Below are 18,378 nucleotides of genomic sequence, written 5' to 3'. Positions count from 1 at the left end.
TGGACGCAACAATGTCCACATTTTTGCCTAACCTTATGTTTTGAGGTTAATTAATTGACCTCAAAAACATCTTATTTATTTAGGAAATAGAGACAATTACTCGTTTTAAGCACATTTTTTCTAAGAGTTGTTTGAACTTGATGACTGGTTAAAATCCGATCAGAAAGACGCAGGAAACTAAACTCGTGAGTGTTTAAAATTTGCCACGATCGCCCTTATTGATTAACGGCAGAATGCGTCAATCTATATAAAAAATTAATAATAATGTTGTTATATAAAGTTATTACTTGAAGGTAGGAAATTAAGGAAGAAGCATGGGATTAAAGCGGCGGGAATTTCTGCAAAGGGCTAGCTTGGCCTTGGGAGCATTGGGAATAAATGAAGCAGGGTGGTGGCGTCTCCAAAGTCGTTACTCAGAAGCCTTAGCTCAAACTACAGGAGGTAAATTAGCATTTTTAGTAGGTATTAATGAATATCGAGATACACCTCTGTCTGGGTGTGTTACGGATGTTGAGATGCAGCAGGAATTGCTAGTTCATCGGTTTGGTTTTTTACCTGCTGATATTTTGACTCTCACAAATAAACAAGCTACTAGGGAAAATATAGAAACAGCTTTTATTAATCATTTAACTAATCAAGCTAAACCGGATGACTTAGTTTTATTTCACTTTAGTGGCTATGGTAGTCGTGTGAGTAAGATGATTAATGAGGATAAAAATAATGAGTTAAATGCCTCAAATTTAACATTTCAAAATACTCTAGTACCAATAGATGGGATACCTCCCAATGATCACGGAAGAGCAGTCAATGATGTTCTAGAAGAGACTCTATGGTTATTATTGCGATCGCTCCCCACAACAAAAGTATTAACAGTATTGGATACTAGCTATGTATACCCTGGTAAAAATTTGCAAGGTGCTCTCAGAATTCGCTCTCGACTTAGTTCGACTACAGAGCAAATTAATATTAAAGAGAAAGCAATACAAACGGAACTCCGCGATCTACAAAATCTTCTAGCAGAACAGCAAATTTATGAAAGCCAAGTGCCAGGGGTGATTCTTAATGCTAGTCAGGAAAACCAATTTGCTACTGAAACTGACTGGAATGGTTTTAGTTCTGGTCTATTTACATACGCTCTTACCCAAAATTTGTGGTCTACAATTCCTGCAACTAAAGTACAAATTAGTTTTTCACGAGCTGCTAGCTCGGTAGAACAAGTAACTGGAGCTAGTCAGCAGCCAGATTTTAAAGAAGCAAAACAACAGAAAATTGCTCAATCTACAACAGTAACTACTATAACTCCAATAGTTATGGGCGATCGAAATTTCCTGATTCCTTCATTACCACCTGCTAGTGGTGTAGTCACTTCAGTAGAAGATAAGGGTAAAACAGCAAATCTTTGGTTAGGAGGATTGCCAATTAGTATTCTTGATGCGCTTACATCTAATTCCCTATTCACAACCTTACCTGGTTCAGATTTAGATCCGAACTTTCGATTACAAATTAAGACTAGAACTGGTTTAAAAGCGAAAGTTTCTGTAATCATTGACAATAGCTCACAACAATCATCAGAAAAGACGCAACAGCAGCTCGAGATGCTAGAAAATGGAGAAGACAGTCAAACACAAAAACCTGCTCAAAAATCTTCTCCTAGTCCTCAACTCTTGGCGGGAACGCTGGTTCGTGAAAAGATTAGAGTTTTGCCTAGACCTATAGATTTGATGATAGCTCTAGATCCTGAGATGTCAAGAATTGAGCGGGTAGATGCTACCAGTGGTTTTTCAGCAATACCTCAAGTTAGTGTAGTGGCAAATATACAGGCAGCAGATTATATATTTAGTCGAGTTCGCCAAACAAATATTGCTCAAAGTCCTTCTGCTCCTCTACCGTCTATGTCTCAGGGTCGTTATGGTCTCTTTTCTCTAGGTGAAATGCGAATACCCAATAGTGTAGGAGAAGGAGGAGAAGCAGTAAAGGTAGCAGTACAAAGGTTAAATTCCCAATTGAAAACCTTACTCGCAGCTAAGATATTACGTTTAACTAAAAATGAAGGATCTACTAAAATTAAAATCAGAGCTAACTTAGCTACTGTCACCCCAGAAGCAAAGATCGTTATGCGGCGAGAAACTTTCGGGATCGGCGATGGGAGAAAATTTCTAACTAATGATATAGGCAAATTTGCTGTTTCTGATGGATTATTAACTTTACCCATTGGTAGTCGAATTCAATCTCAATTATATAATGATGGCGATCGCCCAGTTTATTTTATGTTATTCATTTTAGACAATAGTGGGCGTATTCTTGTTCTCGATCCAACTATATCTAATCAAGTTGATAATAATGCTCAACCTTCACAAACAGGGTTAGTTGTTTCTCCGGGAGATAGTATAAATATGCCTCCAGCGATCAGCAAGTCTCCTGAAGATCCAGAATCTTTTGGATGGAGGGTAATAGGTCCTGAAGGATTATCAGAAATTCTGATTTTCTCTAGCTATCAACCATTTAAGGAAACAATTGCAGCTCTTGATGGGGAGGTGCGTCAGGTAAGAGACGATCGGTTAATTAAAGAAATATTGAATCCTTTAGCAATAGCAGAATCAATGTTACGAGATTTGCAGAGTGCAAGTCAATCAGCTATTGAATCTACTGGGTTATCAACGGATGATTATGCTCTAGATATTAATAGTTGGGGAACTCTGAGTTTTGTCTATCGAGTTGTTTAAAACAATGGCGTTGGTGAACTGAGCTATGAAATAATGGCGAGCGTGTTATAAGAAAGCGGGTTTGTTGGAGAAAGATATCAGTCAGACATAAGCATCTAATACAAATACTTGGGATTACCCTCTCCTCCTGCTTTACGAAAGTCATTGAGCTGATTTTTGAGATAGGAGTTAAGCTGCCTAGATAATTCAGGACTTACACAGAACCACCATATCTAGTAGGGGCGAGCAAGCGAATCGCCCCTACAGATGGTGTATAATTTGGTATTTTGCGTAAGTCCTGTAATTGTTGCTTTTCCTCTGGCGTTTCTACTTTTTCTATCAGTTCATCTAATTGTCGTTTTATCTCTTGTTTGTCTCCTGAACAAACTGACAACTCTAGCATTTGAACCGCATCTTCCCAATTAGCTGCTAAGACAACTTTCTCTACATCTCCCTGATCGCCATGCTTACAGTGGTTTTCGTTTGGGTGAACCACAGTAGGGGCGAGCAAGCGAATCGCCCCTACGATATTTTACTTGTGACGATGTGGTTTATTGATTCGAAAGGCCCTGTAAATCAATGCTCCAAAAAACTTCGCCCCCAAGGTTGTTAAAGTTTTTTTCAAAAGTTTCTTTCAGACTTTTGCTGTAGGCACTTTTAGGATTGTAAAAAATTACTACATTGTCTATCCAATCGTTATAGGCGTAATTGGCCAGCTTTTTTCCTGCTGCTGCATCCGAGGGAACTGTCCTGACAAAAACTTTACTGCTTAACGAGGTACTGGTGCTGGTAGGAGAAATCATGGGTAAACCTGCCTGATCGTAAACAGCTAACCCGGCCTTACTGGCACCACTAGAATTATGGCCAATAATATCATGTCCGGATAATCAGTGATAAAAAACCTTTATCCCTTTGAAGCAATATTCCCTTTTGCTGCCCCCCTTTCAAAGGGGGGTTGGGGGGATTTCCTCTGGTATTCCTCTGAAGTGTAACTATTCAACCGGACATGATATAACTCCTACAATAGAAGAATCTTTAACCAGTTCCCTAGCGACAGGCCTGGATCTATGTGGTTCGTTAGCTTTTCCAAAGCTTGTTAACCCAACAAAAACCCTTATTGGTATAATTTAGCTTAAAATTATAGTTTATATAAATTTGAGCTAGAATGTCTTGGAAATGTCGAGGTGTGACAAAAGACGGTAATGCTGATTTTCAGCATGATGAGTGCGAAGTTGAAGGTAGAGTTTGCCCACAATGTGGCCTCTTTCAACATGAAGTGGTGTCTTCCTCTCTACCTATTAGTTTGCCCATAATTCCTATTCTGATTTCTCTATCAGTAATTGCTGGTGTTGGTGGGTTAACCTTTAGTTTGCTCTCCTCGAAAGCTCCCAAACTGATACAGCAGAAGAGCGCTCGCTATGGTATCGATATTAGTTATCCAAAATCTTGGGAACTTAGGGAACCAGCAATTAACTATCCCCCTAGTGTTTTAGGAGCAACTAAGGATTTATTTCAATTTTTAGCTCCTGATAGTGGTGAGGGATCTTACCAGGAGAATATTCTAGTCAAAATCGAACAGATTGAAAGACCTTTCTCACTTGATGAATTTGCAGACGCACAGGTTGGAAGAATTAGACAGTTGGGTACTTACACTATAGAGTCCGATCAGAAGGTTAACTTAAATGGTAGTGATGTTCGTGAGATTATCTATTCTGGGAATAATGGTCAGTATTTTCTGAAGAGAAAGCGAATCATTGCAGAACCTAAGTTGCCAGGAGATTATTTCATTCTCATTACCTATACTGCTGATCAAGAAGATTATGATGTATATCTGTCAGAAGTAGATAGGATTTTCAAATCTGTTGAGTTGTTAGAATAAATTTCCTGAGAGTATGAATTTTTGCTCTTTGATTCAATAAAATTATATTTTTTTTCAAAGTTAATTAATTTAGGAGAACAAAGGAATGAAAAATAAATTGGCTTTCTCTTTATTTTCACTATTGACAATTTTAAGTACAATAATTGGTCTTAGTGCTTCAAGTGGAATGGGGCAGACATCGGGTGCGGAAATAGCTCCAAAAAAAGGTATTCTTGACCAGGAAAATGTCTATTATTGTGATAAGACATCTTATAGTTACCCAACATTAGTGTTTCGTTCTGATTTAGGAAATGCTCGTTTGATTGAATTCCGAACAGAAACATTTGGTAAAAAGTGGACACCTCTGGAGCGTTGTCGAACTATTGCTAAAAGAGCGCGAGAATTTCATCGGTTAAGAATTATTAGTTATTTAACCCTGGAGGATATGGAAGGAACAAACTTTCAGGCAATTTGTATTTCAAAGTATGATGCCGATCATGCCGATCTTTTGAAAGAGGATCCTGATTTTGTGCGGTTGTTGATTACACTTCAACAAAATGATAATGGAGAGAAGATTCTTGATGAGATTCGGGGAATTTCTTCAATATCTAGCAATGGTGAACCATTAATACATTAGTAAAAAAAATACTTTCCTGTTCATAGGGAAAATTATCTGAAGAAGTAGATGAGTCTATTCCACAAAGGATAATTTTTGAGGATTTCTCTATTTTTATATTACCTGAATAGAAGGGTTTCAAAAATAGTGGGATAGGTTCATTGAATAATTTTAGATTAGAGTTAGAAGGTGAAATTGTGCTAATTTCGTAGTTTTAAAAGCTTATAGGAAACTTCTTAGTTAAATACGGCACTTCTTGTCAAATCAATTCAAAATTCAAAATTATTAATTCACTCATTATAACCTCTGCCTCAAGTCAGAGGCTTGAAATAAGGAAAATATTTTTGATTTTTTCGAGCTTTGAAGAACGAGGTTTGAATCCTTAATTAAATAATTATTCAAATTAAGGAATAAACCAAAACTTTTGAACTTTGAATGCGTGAATTTTGAATTCAAAAAAGGGTCACCTTCTCTAACAACAATCTATCTCTAAGTAAGGAATAAAAAAAATGGGATTTCGATTTTTTGGCTCTGTGTTGCTAGTGACAACAATTTTGCTCTCAGGGAGTAATGCTGGCAAAGCTAGAGAAGTTAGTCGCGATCGAGAAATTTTAGAGCAAGGTATACCGTATTTCTGTGATGATCAACATCAAATTGATAACGAAAGCGATATCAAAAATACGGTCTATCCAACTGTAGTTGCTAGGTCAGACTTGGGAAATATCCCGATCATTATATTTAAAACTTCTAGTCCAGATAAAAAAACTAAGCCTTCAGAACGTTGCAAAAATGTTGCTAACAGGTTAAATAATTTTCACAAAACCAAAAATATTGGTTATTTAGCTTGGAAACCAGTATCTCCTGAATCTAGTGAAAGAGCAATTTATATTTCTAAGTATGAAGGTGATGCGTATAGAAATAATAAATATCTTGGTCTGTTGTTAATTTTAAATTCAGATACTCCACCCCATAGAATTATGCAAACACTTGAAGGGATAACATCATCAATGCCAAAAACTGAAGATCCAATTGTTCAATAGGTGTAATTTATTAAAGTTATGCAGAAAACAGAGACTCCTTTAACATTTCGACTGTGGACAGTTGATGAATACTATCTGATGACTGAAGCAGGAATATTAAACCCAGAAGAACGAGTAGAATTAATCGAAGGACAAGTAATTAGAATGGCAGCAAAAGGTATTGCTCATGTTATAGCTGGAAAGCAAACACAGAAATTACTAGAAAATCTTTTGGCAGAGAAAGTTTTAGTCTGGATGCAAGATCCTATCCGATTAAATAATTATTCTGAACCTGAACCAGATATTGCTCTTGTCATGCCACCGCTAGAACGTTATTTAGACCATCATCCAACAGCTTCAGAAGTTTATTTAATTATTGAGATTGCAGATACAACTTTCAGAATTGATCGGGATAAAAAAGCAAAAGCGTATTCTAGATCGGGAATAGCAGATTATTGGGTTTTAGATATTGTAGAACGCCAGTTGCACGTTTTTCGCGAACCTTCTGAAGCGGGTTATCAAAACGAGATTATTTTGTCGGAAACAGAAAGTATTTCTCTTTTGGTATTTCCTGATGTGAGTGTGATTGTAGGTCAAATGTTACCACCACCAATCCCATAACTATATTACCTATCTTACAGCACTTTTCACTCTTTATGAACCACATCGCCATAATCAAAACCTTGTAGGGAGGTTCCATGGAACCTCCCTACTGTGGTCTACTAATTATGAAAACCGCTGTAATCAAGACAATTTTATAACATTATTTATTTGATGAAATTGACATAACATATATTGGTATGAATGTCAAAGTAAATTTTGTCGTATTAACACTCTTGATCGAGTTCTGCAAAATTGGTTAAACTAAAAAAAGATGATCATATATAAGGAAATAACTGAATGGTTGCAACACCAGTCCAAATTAAACACGAAGTTAAAGACGAATCTCTGGCCCCTCTAGGAAAGCAAAGAATTGAGTGGGCAGGTAGAGAAATGCCCGTTCTACGCCAAATTCAAGAACGTTTCGGCAAAGAAAAGCCATTAAGCGGAATTAAATTAGCAGCTTGCTGTCACGTGACAACTGAAACTGCTCATTTAGCGATCGCTCTCAAAAATGCAGGAGCTGATGCTGTCTTAATTGCTAGTAACCCTCTATCTACTCAAGATGATGTAGCTGCTAGTCTAGTAGTTGATCATGGTATTTCTGTATTTGCCATGAAAGGAGAGGATGAAGCAACTTATCTGCGCCACGTTGAAATTGCTTTAGACCACAGACCTAATATTATTATTGATGATGGTAGTGATGTTGTCGCAACTCTAGTAAAAAACAGACAAGATCAACTTCCCGAACTCATTGGTACCACTGAAGAAACTACTACTGGTATTGTTCGTCTCCGTGCAATGTTTAATGATGGGGTATTGACTTTCCCGGCGATGAATGTTAACGATGCGGACACAAAACACTTCTTTGATAACCGCTACGGTACGGGTCAATCTACTTTAGATGGTATCATCCGTGCTACTAATGTTTTATTAGCAGGTAAAACTGTTGTTGTTGTTGGTTACGGATGGTGCGGTAAGGGTACTGCTCTTCGCGCTAGAGGTTTAGGTGCAAATGTAGTTGTAACTGAAATCGATCCAGTTCGCGCTATTGAAGCTATCATGGATGGTTTCCGAGTAATGCCAATGGCGGAAGCTGCTCCTATAGGCGATTTATTTGTTACTGTTACTGGTAATAAGCACGTTATTCGTGGCGAACATTTCGATGTGATGAAGGATGGAGCGATCGTTTGTAACTCTGGTCACTTTGATATTGAAATTGACCTGGAAACTTTGGGTCAAAAAGCTGATGAGATCAAGACAGTTCGGCCTTTCACTCAACAGTATAAACTCAAAAATGGTAAGTCTGTAATTGTATTAGGTGAAGGACGGTTAATTAACTTAGCTGCTGCTGAAGGTCATCCTAGTGCAGTTATGGATATGAGTTTTGCTAACCAAGCATTAGCTTGTGAATATTTGGTGACAAATAAAGGTAAATTAGAGCCTGGTTTACACTCTATTCCTGAGGAAGTTGATAAGGAAATTGCTCGTTTGAAATTACAGGCAATGGGTATTGGTATTGATAGTTTGACTCCCGAACAAATTGAGTACATCAATTCCTGGACTGTTGGTACCTAATAAGAAGTAGCACTCACCTATATTAACAGCCAAAACGAATTTTTCAAATATAGTTGGGAACTGTTACCCTTGAATTTTTAGCTGCACATGATATAAATGCTGTTGGCTAAGAATTCCATTAGGAAAAGCTGATAGCTAGTTCAATATTAATTCCTATTCCTGGAAAAATTTTTGGCTTTATTTTAGTTGAGTTTTAATCACTAATTTATACTTTACAGCAGTTTTCATTTCAGTAAACCACAGTAGGGGCGTTAACGATAGTTATGCGTAAGCTAACGGTCGTTCGCCCCTACAGGGTTTTGGTTATGACGATGCGGTTTATCAATCTGAAAAGGGTTGTAGGGGCTTGGTGACTAAGCCCCTACTTATTCAAAATTTATATTTATTAGACTTCTTGCAGAAGTAGGGAATAGGGAATAGGGAATAGGGAATAGGGAATGAAATTGTTGATTTCATATCTTGAATTTATTTCATTTTTGATTTTTGGAGATGTCTATTATTTAAGATAAATCTATGGCTAAATTATCTGTAGAATTACAACGATATTTTTTTGATGAAAAACTTGCTGCTCAAGTTACTTTGAGAGATATTATTGACTTAGCAGGAGAGAGAATTTTTGGCTTTTTATTCGTGATTTTGTCTCTACCTTCTGCTTTGCCTGTACCTGCTCCTGGTTACTCTATTCCATTTGGAATTTTATTACTTTTATTGGCAGTTCAACTAATAGTTGGTTCAAAAACTCCGTGGTTGCCTAAAAGTTGCTTAAATCGTTCTATTTCTATTGATAAAATACAAGGAATTTTGAAGTCTGGCATTCCTTGGTTACAGAAAATTGAGGTGATATCTCGTCCTCGATTGAGTTATATTTGCACAAGTTTTGTTGGTAGAATTGTGATTGGGTGCGCGATCGCTCTGATGGCTATTTCAATGATGATTCCTATTCCGGGTACTAATACTTTACCAGCGATCGGGATTTTTGTTACTGGTTTTGGTTTGTTGGATGATGATGGTGTTATTAGTTTGGGTGGGTTGGTGCTTTGTGTAATGGGAGCAACTTTAAGTGGTTTAATTTTGGTTTTTGGTTATGAGGTTGTTAAGGGTGGAATTGAATTGATTAAAAATTATTTGACTGGAGGTTAGAATTCAGTTATCAGTTACTCAGTTATCAGTTATCAGTACATCCGTCTAAATTACAGCAATTTTCAGGTTAATGAACCACATCGCCATAAGCAAAACCCCGTAGGGACGTTCCATGGAACGTCCCTACTGTGGTATACCATGCAGGAAAACTGCTGTAAGATGAAACAATCTAATACACAGGACTTACGCAAAGAAACCAGGTTTTTATGATAAGTTGTTGTTTTTATAATAGACATCTAGGAAAAAACCCGGTTTCTGAGTTTGTCTGTGTAAGTCCTAATATAATGAAATAATTATCAATTAAATTCTGGGATAGACACTTTGAAAGAACTTTTAATTACTGCAACTGATACTGACGCTGGTAAAACAATATTGACGATCGCTCTTACTTCCTACTGGCAAACTTACCACAAAGACCTTAAATTAGGTTTATTTAAACCTATTCAAACTGGGATTGGCGATCGCGAACTCTACACGAAACTATTTTCCCTTGAACAATCTCTTGACGAAATCAACCCTTTGTGGTATGAAACTCCAGTTGCTCCTCCAGTAGCTTCAGAACGGGAAGGTCATCTGATAGAATTAGACAAGGTATGGTCAACCTTTACAACCTTGCGACAGCAAAAAGATTTTGTATTAGTCGAAGGTTTAGGAGGACTTGGTTCCCCTGTAACTCACGAACTGACAGTAGCAGACATAGCTAGAGATTGGCATTTACCTACTATTTTGGTTGTACCAGTCAAGTTAGGGGCGATCGCTCAAACTGTAGCAAATGTCGCCCTAGCTCGTCAAATGAAGGTTAATCTCTTAGGAATTATTCTTAACTGTGTGAAACCTTGCTCGGAACAAGAAATTGCTGACTGGACTCCAGTTGACCTAATTGAATCCTTAACCCAAGTACAAGTTTGTGGCATTATACCACATTTAGCAGATATTGCTGACTTAGCTAATTTAGCTAAAGCTGCTTCTAACCTGGATTTAGAAAAATTTCTGCCAGTATTAACCAAAGTATAATAGAAGTTAGGAGTCAAAAATCAGGAGTCAGGAGTTAGGAGTTAAATTCTTGCTTGATGTATCTGCATTGTAATAGTAGTGGATTGTCCGGCAATATTTGTTACGAGAACAGTGGGAGCATCTTGCTCCCCTGCCAGATATTCTTTTTTCCTATATACCATAGTCAGAAGTTAAATTCTTGCTTGGTGGTGGTGCATTGTAAAAGTAGTGGATTGTCCGGCAATATTTGTTAGGAGAACAGTAGGAGCATCTTGCTCCCGTGCCAGATATTCGTTTTTCCTGTATACCATAGTCAGAAGTTAAATTCTTGCTTGGTGGTGGTGCATTGTAAAAGTAGTGGATTGTCCGGCAATGTTTGTTACGAGGTAGGGCAGTGGGAGCATCTTGCTCCCCTGCCAGATATTGCTTGGTGGTGGTGCATTGTAAAAGTAGTGGATTGTCCGGCAATGTTTGTTACGAGGTAGGGCAGTGGGAGCATCTTGCTCCCGTGCCAGATATTGCTTGGTGGTGGTGCATTGTAAAAGTAGTGGATTGTCCGGCAATATTTGTTAGGAGAACAGTAGGAGCATCTTGCTCCCGTGCCAGATATTCGTTTTTCCTGTATACCATAGTCAGAAGTTAAATTCTTGCTTGGTGGTGGTGCATTGTAAAAGTAGTGAATTGTCCGGCAATGTTTGTTACGAGGTAGGGGAGTGGGAGCATCTTGCTCCCGTGCCAGATATTGCTTGGTGGTGGTGCATTGTGAAAGTAGTGCATTGTCCGGCAATGTTTGTTACGAGGTAGGGCAGTGGGAGCATCTTGCTCCCGTGCCAGATATTCTTTTTTCGGCGTTGCTGAATTAAGGGATTAATATTAAGTAGGAGGGGCATCCTGCCTGTCCAAAAATATCAGGAACGGGCAAGATGCCCATTCCACAAAACTATTAAAATCATCCCGCATTTATGCAACGCCCTTTTTTCCTGTATACCATTACTATACAGGACTACCAAATTCTTAATTATCAAAAATATGGTTTCAACTATTTCAACCTCAAATTTTGCGATCGAATCTCAACTGCGGTCAGACATTAGAAAACTGCAACCTCTATTAGTTGAGTGGCGACGACATCTGCATCAAAGACCCGAATTAGGTTTCAAAGAACACCTAACAGCAAAATTTATTTCCGAAAAATTGCAAGAGTGGGGCATCGAACATCAAACAGGAATTGCTAACACAGGTATAGTCGCAATTATTAATAGCGGTAAACCAGGACCTGTACTCGGTATCAGAGCAGACTTAGATGCACTACCAATACAAGAATTAAACGATGTTCCATATAGATCCATACATGATGGTATTATGCACGCCTGTGGCCATGATGGACATACAGCGATCGCTCTCGGTACTGCCTACTATCTCGCTAATCATCGTCAAGATTTTAGTGGTATCGTAAAAATCATCTTCCAACCTGCCGAAGAAGGACCCGGAGGCGCTAAACCAATGATTGAAGCAGGGGTGCTGAAAAATCCTGATGTAGATACTATTATTGGTTTGCACCTGTGGAATAATCTTCCCCTAGGAACATTGGGAGTCCGCAGTGGTGCTTTAATGGCAGCTACCGAAAGATTTAGTTGCACAATTTTAGGGAAAGGTGGGCACGGAGCAATGCCACATCAAACTGTAGATTCTATTGTAGTAGCAGCACAAATTGTTAATGCTTTACAAACAATAGTAGCTCGGAATATTAATCCTATAGATTCAGCAGTTGTAACAGTGGGGCAGTTGAAGGCAGGTAGAGCATTTAATGTTATTGCCGATACTGCTAGAATGAGTGGAACTGTCCGCTATTTTAATTTAGCTTACCAAGATTATTTCGGTAAACGAATCGAACAAATAATTTCTGGAATTTGTGCAAGTTATGGGGCAAATTATGAGTTTAATTATACTCCACTTTATCCGCCGTTAATTAACGATTCAAAAGTTGCAGATTTAGTTAAAAGTGTTGCTGAATCAATAGTAGAAACTCCTGCTGGTGTTGTACCAGAATGTCAAACTTTGGGCGGTGAAGATATGTCATTTTTTCTACGAGAAATACCTGGTTGTTATTTCTTTTTAGGTTCTGCAAATGCTGAGAAAAACTTAGCTTATCCTCATCATCATCCCCGGTTTGATTTTGATGAAACTGCTTTGGGAATCGGAGTAGAAATGTTTATTCGTTGTGTCGAAAAGTTTTGTAATTAGGGATAATTTTTTGGCTTTTTTGGAAAAGCAAATTTCTATTTTAAACTGGGTTTTTACTACAAAAATCCAGTTTATTTGTATACCAGGGAACAGGGAACAGGGAATAGTCAGAAAAACATTTCCTAGTCTGAGATTTATGATCATATCAAATCCCCTGACTTCGGAGCGTTATCAGAAACCGGGTTTGTGGGAGGTTAATGTCAGCAAGTGTAGGGCATTTGATACTTTCCTCGGTTTCTCTGCTTTTTTATACCAATACTACCCGATTTGATATGAGTAATTGTCTTAACCAATTCTTTCTTAGCTATATTTTTAAGATGGAAGTTTTTTAGTAAGCATTTCCTGCGGAATGCGGAGCTAAAAGACGTCATATAGAATCCGGGTAATTAGTTATCGTATTACTGAGGAGTAATGAGTAAGGAGTAAGAAGTAAGGAGTAAGAAGTAAGGAGTAAGAAAGGAAATGAAAATGCATAAATTTTTAAATTCGTCCTTCTAGCAAACACATATTTTAGTTGAGGATTTTTGAATGCGATTACTGTATAACCGGATTTTATATCAGCTATCAGCTAACTGCTTCTTTCAACAAAAATCTTAGTGCAGGATGGCAGAAATAACTGACCAGTTACAAAATTATAAAAGCCTTACTAACCAATAATGCATGCATTTTGAATTTTGCATTTTTAATTCCGCGTAGCGGCACTAATTTTTCTTATCTTCCCTATCTTCCCTATCTCATATTTAGAGAAGTTAAAAGGTAAATTAGGAGATTTTTAAAGTTACTAAACTTCCCTTGTAATTAAGGTAATTTAGTATTAAAATATCAAGATTATTATCGTTTATACTGCTTTTTTAAAAAAGGTATTTTTATCTAAATAAAGTCTTAAGAATAATCAAAATATCCGAAATATAGACTTATATAGTTTGTAGCTAAACTTGTAATTAAAAATAGTTCAGAATATTTATGCAAAATAACATCAAGCAAAAACCAAACTACCTAAGAATATTAACAATTGCTTCTCTATCATTATTAGGAAGCCAAATGCCAAATATTGCTAAGGCAGACCAATGGACTCCACCTATTAACGATACAAATAAGATATTAATTGCTCAACAACAAGAAGTTTGTCAACTTCAATCTTCACCAGCAGATAGTCGTCAGGGTGTAGATTTCCGAGATCAACCAGGTAGTAGTAATAATATTGCTTTTTTTAATAATGGTACTTCTGTAACAGTCATCAATAGATCCAATGATGGACAATGGACGCAAGTAACTGGACCTAATAATACTCAAGGTTGGGTATATACTCCCTATCTGCAAAATTGCAATACACGCTCTGCTTCACAACTACCTAATACAGGCAGTACGACAGGTGGAATACCTATAGGAACAATGTGTCAAGTTACAGGTTGGCCTGAGTCCCCTTATATTGCAGTTCAAGATTTTCCTAATGCTCGAAGTAGACCTCTGCCTTATATTTTTAATAAGGGTACTCAACTACAAGTTTCACAACCACCAGCAGGACAACAGTCTGAAACAAAGTGGGTTTATGTTAGGTCTATGGCCAACCCTCAACAAGTAGGCTGGGTATGGAAGCCTTATATTCAATGTAATTAGGGTTTGCTGAAAAAGTCTTTTAGTAGAGGTAGGAGACAGGAGACAGAAGACAGGAGACAGGAGAAATAGGAATTGTAGAGGAGGTAGTCGGAAAACTTGTCCCTTGATTGTTCTACCATAATCGCCCCAAAATACTAGCTTTATGCAGCTCTTTGGACCGAAAAGCTGGCACTTTTTCAGGGGATAAAAAGGCTGAAACAAATATCAGTCAATACTTTGATATTTAATCAGCAGAGCAATAATTAATTCAGAAAAAGTCATTTCAGTTATCAGTTAGTCAGACGTAGGTTGGGTTTCATCCCTCAACCCAACCTATACTTATTGCAGCATTTAAGTTGTGTTAATCCACTACAATAACGAACTCTCAAATATAGTCAGTGCTGTAAACTTAACTTCTGAATTCTGAATTCTAAATTCTAAATTTTGCTCTACTTCCTATTTCCTTTGATGATCAAAAATCTTGCCCCCAGTGCCAAATAGACCATAAAATTAATTATTACTAAAAATTTGAGGGTGCGCCATATAGGCCATTGTCCGGTACAGGGAGAATAAAATTAATTATGAGTAACCGTCCAATAATCCTAGGTATTGTGGGTGATAGCGCTGCGGGTAAAACTACCTTGACTAGAGGAATAGCTCAAGTATTAGGGCCAGAAAATGTCACTATTATCTGTACAGATGATTACCATCGCTATGATAGAAAACAACGAGCTGAAATAGGTATTACAGCCCTCCACCCAGATTGTAACCATCTTGATATAATGCAGCAACATCTAACTCTGCTGCGTACTGGACAACCAATTCTCAAACCTATTTATAATCACTCAACTGGAACATTTGACCCTCCAGAATACATCAAACCTAACAAATTCGTGATTGTTGAGGGACTACTGGGTTATTCGACTAGGGGGGCAAGGGATTGTTACGATGTGAAAGTGTACTTAGCTCCTCCAGAAGAATTAAGGGCAAGATGGAAAGTAAAACGGGACACGATGAAAAGGGGCTACAGTGAGGCACAAGTTCTCAAAGAAATGGAAAAGCGGGAACCAGACTCGGACGAGTTTATCCGTCCACAACGTAAATGGGCAGATGTAGTTGTTACTTTTTATCCCCCTTCTAATGATATAAATAGTTCTCAACTTCATGTCCGTTTGGTACTCAGACCAACTATTCCTCATCCAGATTTTCTAGAAATTATTGGTCAAGGTAGTCCGAGTTTTCAACCAGCAGTCCGTTTGGGTTTAGACCGAGATATGGGTAAACCAGTAGATGTTTTGGAAATTGACAGTAATGCTACTAAGGAACAGGTAAATGAGTTAGAGATAATTCTCTGTCAGGACACGCCTTATTTAAAAGATTTTTGTTCGCCGAAAGGAAACCCAGATATTGGTAAGTTAGTTGGAACAACTGGGGAGTTGCTCCAGAGTTATCCTCTTGCTTTGACTCAATTACTTGTTGCTTATCACATGATTAAGGCAACTAATATTTATCAGTAGAAGGGAATAATTAATAATTAATAATTAATAATTAATAATTAATAATTGATAATTGATAATTAATTATTACCTCTTCTTTTTAAGAAGAGGATTGGTTAAAAGGAATTTTTTTGTTTTTTATCCTTGAAAGGAAAGGCTTTAAACCTTAATTTTTCGGTGAAGAAAGGAAAATAGGATTAAATAGTAGTTTTATACAAGGATTATTGGGTACTCAAAAAATGCTGTTTTGATTAGAAAAACACTCAATCTAGATTTACATCTCATTGGAAAACACTATAAATAGGAAATATGGGGAAAAATTTACTGTTTTTTATCTATAAGTTTTGAATTTTTACTAATTATTGAGGATTGCTTAATAGTTAGTATTCAGCTCTCGTATCCTTGTCAGATTTTATTTGACAATAAAGTTGTGTTGGTAGAGTATAAATTAAGTAACTTTTGAACTAGAAACTATGTCTAACAAAATTTCTCCTGAAGAATTTTATGATGATTATGCTATCAAATATGATGATGTTGCCAAGAGAAAGTCTAATGCAAATCTGCATAATGAGGCAGTTAAAATCTTCCACCAACACAATCATAATCAAGGCAGTATTTTAGATATTGCTTGTGGAACTGGACTTCTCAGTGAATTATTACAAGGAGATTTTGAATATACGGGTATTGATATTTCTGCTGAGATGTTGAAATATGCAGCAAAAAGAGGTTATAAAACTATTCATAAACCAATAGAAATGGCTTTGGCAGAAGTAGATTCTAACTCCTACGATTTGGTTTTTTGTTTAAGTTAATTACATTTTGTAGAAGATGCTAAAACAGCGATCAAGCATATTTATCGAATTGCTCGTCAAGCTATTTTAATAAGCCTTGATGAATTGACAGAGGAATATATTAAAAAGTTTATTGTTCCAGTTTACGACCATTCAAAAATAGTAATTGAAAATGCTATCGAAGATTATTTTATTATAGGTTGGGTTTCTTCAAGTCAAGGTATTCCTATCCGAACTCGGATGATTTATATTGAACAAAAAAGCTAAGGTAATGATTTAATAAGACTTGGCATTTAATATTGCCTATTGATCGTATTATACGGAATGGTAAATCTAAGTAAATTTTAACTATAAGTTATGGTAAATAAAATTTCTGCTGAAGAATTTTATGATAATTTGGCTGCTAAGTATGATGATGTGCTAAAAGACCCCAAGTGTAATGCACAGCACGTCCATGAGGCAGCTAAAATATTTCATAAATATAATTACCATCAAGGTAGTGTTTTAGATATTGGTTGTGGCACAGGTTTTTTGAGTGAATTATTACAGGGAAATTTTGAATATACAGGTATTGATATTTCTAGTAAAATGTTAGCTTATGCCACTAAAAGAGGTTATAAAACCATCCACAAATCAATTGAAATAGCTTTGCCTGAAATTGATACTCAATCCTACGATTTTGTTTTTTGTCTGGGTTCGTTGTTATTTGTTGAAGATCCTCAAATAGCAATTGATCATGTTTATCGAATTGCTCGTCAAGCTATTTTAATTAGTATTGATGAAGCGACAGAGGAATATATTAAAAATTTTGCTGTGCCAGTTGACGACTATTCAAAAATTACAATTAAAAATGCTATTGAGGATTATTGGATTACTGGTTGGACTTCTCCAACTACAGGTATTCCTATCCAAACTCGTATGATTTATATTGAACAAAACAACTAAGGTAATGGTTGACTAAAATTTAAAATTTAATATTGTCTATTGATCGTATTACATGGGATAGTAAATACAAGTCAATTTTCAACTATAAATTATGGTAAATAAAATTTCTGCTGAAGAATTTTATAATAATTTTGCTCCTAACTATGACGATGTGCTAAAAGACCCCAAGTGTAATGCACAGCACGTCCATGAGGCAGCTAAAATATTCCATCAATATAATTACCATCAAGGTAGTGTTTTAGATATTGGTTGTGGCACAGGTTTTCTGAGTCAATTATTGCAGGGAGATTTTGAATATACAGGAATTGATATTTCAGCTAATATGCTAGAATATGCAACTACAAGAGGTTATAAAACTATCCATAAACTAATAGAAACAGCTTTACCTGAAATTGATACTCAATCCTACGATTTTGTTTTTTGTTTAAGTTCATTACATTGTGTTGAAGATGCTCAAACAGCAATTGAACATCTTGATCGAATTGCTCGTCAAGCTATTTTTATTAGTATTGATGAAGCGACAGAGGAATATATTGAAAATTTTGCTGTGCGAGTTGACGACCATTCAAAAATTACAATTAAAAATGCCATTGAAGATTATTGGATTACTGGTTGGACTTCTCCAACTACAGGTATTCCTATCCAAACTCGTATGATTTATATTGAACAAAACAACTAAGGTAATGGTTGACTAAAATTTAAAATTTAATATTGTCTATTGATCGTATTACATGGGATAGTAAATACAAGTCAATTTTCAACTATAAATTATGGTAAATAAAATTTCTGCTGAAGAATTTTAT

At 36.5% G+C, this 18,378-nt stretch carries 20 protein-coding genes; 16 read left to right on the top strand and 4 right to left on the bottom strand.

Features of this window, described 5'->3' with window-relative positions; genetic code table 11:
• Window positions 1–314 precede the first annotated feature (314 nt).
• Entirely contained in the window at window positions 315–2,723 is a 2,409-nt protein-coding gene (locus F6K40_RS28810) for a caspase family protein (RefSeq protein WP_293140743.1), read from the top strand.
• 193 nt (window positions 2,724–2,916) lie between these two features.
• Here the strand turns inward: F6K40_RS28810 and F6K40_RS28805 are convergent, their stop codons facing one another.
• Window positions 2,917–3,198 carry a hypothetical protein gene (locus F6K40_RS28805; RefSeq protein WP_293140741.1) on the bottom strand — a complete coding sequence of 94 codons (282 nt, stop codon included), beginning with the start codon at window positions 3,196–3,198 and terminating at the stop codon, window positions 2,917–2,919.
• Window positions 3,199–3,253: 55 nt separating this feature from the next.
• Window positions 3,254–3,571, bottom strand: a complete 318-nt coding sequence (locus F6K40_RS28800; RefSeq protein ID WP_293140745.1) for an ABC transporter substrate-binding protein — start codon at window positions 3,569–3,571, stop codon at window positions 3,254–3,256.
• 296 nt (window positions 3,572–3,867) lie between these two features.
• On the opposite strand from F6K40_RS28800, the gene F6K40_RS28795 reads away from it, so the two are divergent.
• The 7 genes from F6K40_RS28795 (at window position 3,868) to bioD (ending at window position 10,527) form a co-directional block, all read left to right on the top strand.
• The gene (locus F6K40_RS28795; RefSeq protein ID WP_293140739.1) at window positions 3,868–4,581 is read left to right on the top strand and encodes a hypothetical protein; all 714 of its coding nucleotides are present in this window, start codon (window positions 3,868–3,870) and stop codon (window positions 4,579–4,581) included.
• An 85-nt stretch (window positions 4,582–4,666) separates the two neighbouring features.
• Window positions 4,667–5,197: a COP23 domain-containing protein gene (locus F6K40_RS28790; RefSeq protein WP_293140737.1), complete on the top strand. Its 531-nt coding sequence runs from the start codon at window positions 4,667–4,669 to the stop codon at window positions 5,195–5,197.
• Window positions 5,198–5,685: 488 nt separating this feature from the next.
• Entirely contained in the window at window positions 5,686–6,216 is a 531-nt protein-coding gene (locus F6K40_RS28785; RefSeq protein WP_293140735.1) for a COP23 domain-containing protein, read from the top strand.
• Window positions 6,217–6,234: 18 nt separating this feature from the next.
• Window positions 6,235–6,816, top strand: coding sequence for a Uma2 family endonuclease (locus F6K40_RS28780; RefSeq protein WP_293140733.1), 582 nt, complete (start codon window positions 6,235–6,237; stop codon window positions 6,814–6,816).
• 279 nt (window positions 6,817–7,095) lie between these two features.
• Window positions 7,096–8,373, top strand: coding sequence for an adenosylhomocysteinase (gene ahcY / locus F6K40_RS28775; protein ID WP_293140731.1), 1,278 nt, complete (start codon window positions 7,096–7,098; stop codon window positions 8,371–8,373).
• A 513-nt stretch (window positions 8,374–8,886) separates the two neighbouring features.
• Window positions 8,887–9,513: an exopolysaccharide biosynthesis protein gene (locus F6K40_RS28770; protein WP_293140729.1), complete on the top strand. Its 627-nt coding sequence runs from the start codon at window positions 8,887–8,889 to the stop codon at window positions 9,511–9,513.
• Window positions 9,514–9,834: 321 nt separating this feature from the next.
• Window positions 9,835–10,527, top strand: coding sequence for a dethiobiotin synthase (bioD, locus tag F6K40_RS28765; RefSeq protein ID WP_293140727.1), 693 nt, complete (start codon window positions 9,835–9,837; stop codon window positions 10,525–10,527).
• A gap of 150 nt (window positions 10,528–10,677) precedes the next feature.
• Here the strand turns inward: bioD and F6K40_RS28760 are convergent, their stop codons facing one another.
• Together F6K40_RS28760 and F6K40_RS28755 are read right to left on the bottom strand one after the other, a co-directional pair.
• The gene (locus F6K40_RS28760; protein ID WP_293140726.1) at window positions 10,678–10,974 is read right to left on the bottom strand and encodes a hypothetical protein; all 297 of its coding nucleotides are present in this window, start codon (window positions 10,972–10,974) and stop codon (window positions 10,678–10,680) included.
• Window positions 10,975–10,980: 6 nt separating this feature from the next.
• Window positions 10,981–11,136, bottom strand: a complete 156-nt coding sequence (locus F6K40_RS28755; protein ID WP_293140724.1) for a hypothetical protein — start codon at window positions 11,134–11,136, stop codon at window positions 10,981–10,983.
• Window positions 11,137–11,201: 65 nt separating this feature from the next.
• Here F6K40_RS28755 and F6K40_RS28750 point away from each other — a divergent pair, with 65 nt between their 5' ends.
• The 8 genes from F6K40_RS28750 (at window position 11,202) to F6K40_RS28715 (ending at window position 18,254) form a co-directional block, all read left to right on the top strand.
• Entirely contained in the window at window positions 11,202–11,369 is a 168-nt protein-coding gene (locus F6K40_RS28750) for a hypothetical protein (protein WP_293140722.1), read from the top strand.
• Window positions 11,370–11,535: 166 nt separating this feature from the next.
• On the top strand, window positions 11,536–12,747 hold the full coding sequence (locus tag F6K40_RS28745; protein WP_293140720.1) for a M20 metallopeptidase family protein: 1,212 nt from the start codon (window positions 11,536–11,538) through the stop codon (window positions 12,745–12,747).
• 963 nt (window positions 12,748–13,710) lie between these two features.
• Window positions 13,711–14,364 (top strand): SH3 domain-containing protein, encoded by a 654-nt coding sequence (locus F6K40_RS28740; RefSeq protein WP_293140718.1) that lies wholly within the window; start codon window positions 13,711–13,713, stop codon window positions 14,362–14,364.
• Between the two features lie 560 nt (window positions 14,365–14,924).
• The gene (locus F6K40_RS28735) at window positions 14,925–15,860 is read left to right on the top strand and encodes a phosphoribulokinase (RefSeq protein WP_293140716.1); all 936 of its coding nucleotides are present in this window, start codon (window positions 14,925–14,927) and stop codon (window positions 15,858–15,860) included.
• Window positions 15,861–16,312: 452 nt separating this feature from the next.
• Entirely contained in the window at window positions 16,313–16,651 is a 339-nt protein-coding gene (locus F6K40_RS28730; RefSeq protein WP_293140714.1) for a class I SAM-dependent DNA methyltransferase, read from the top strand.
• Window positions 16,652–16,735: 84 nt separating this feature from the next.
• The gene (locus tag F6K40_RS28725; RefSeq protein WP_293140712.1) at window positions 16,736–16,897 is read left to right on the top strand and encodes a hypothetical protein; all 162 of its coding nucleotides are present in this window, start codon (window positions 16,736–16,738) and stop codon (window positions 16,895–16,897) included.
• A gap of 90 nt (window positions 16,898–16,987) precedes the next feature.
• Window positions 16,988–17,575: a class I SAM-dependent DNA methyltransferase gene (locus tag F6K40_RS28720; RefSeq protein ID WP_293140710.1), complete on the top strand. Its 588-nt coding sequence runs from the start codon at window positions 16,988–16,990 to the stop codon at window positions 17,573–17,575.
• A gap of 91 nt (window positions 17,576–17,666) precedes the next feature.
• Window positions 17,667–18,254, top strand: a complete 588-nt coding sequence (locus F6K40_RS28715) for a class I SAM-dependent DNA methyltransferase (protein WP_293140708.1) — start codon at window positions 17,667–17,669, stop codon at window positions 18,252–18,254.
• Window positions 18,255–18,378 lie beyond the last annotated feature (124 nt).

The sequence above is a fragment of the Okeania sp. SIO3I5 genome (assembly GCF_010672085.1).
Classification (GTDB): Bacteria; Cyanobacteriota; Cyanobacteriia; order Cyanobacteriales; family Microcoleaceae; genus Trichodesmium.
Note: the sequence above shows the minus strand (reverse complement) of the source record. Positions and strands in the feature narration are given on the sequence as shown.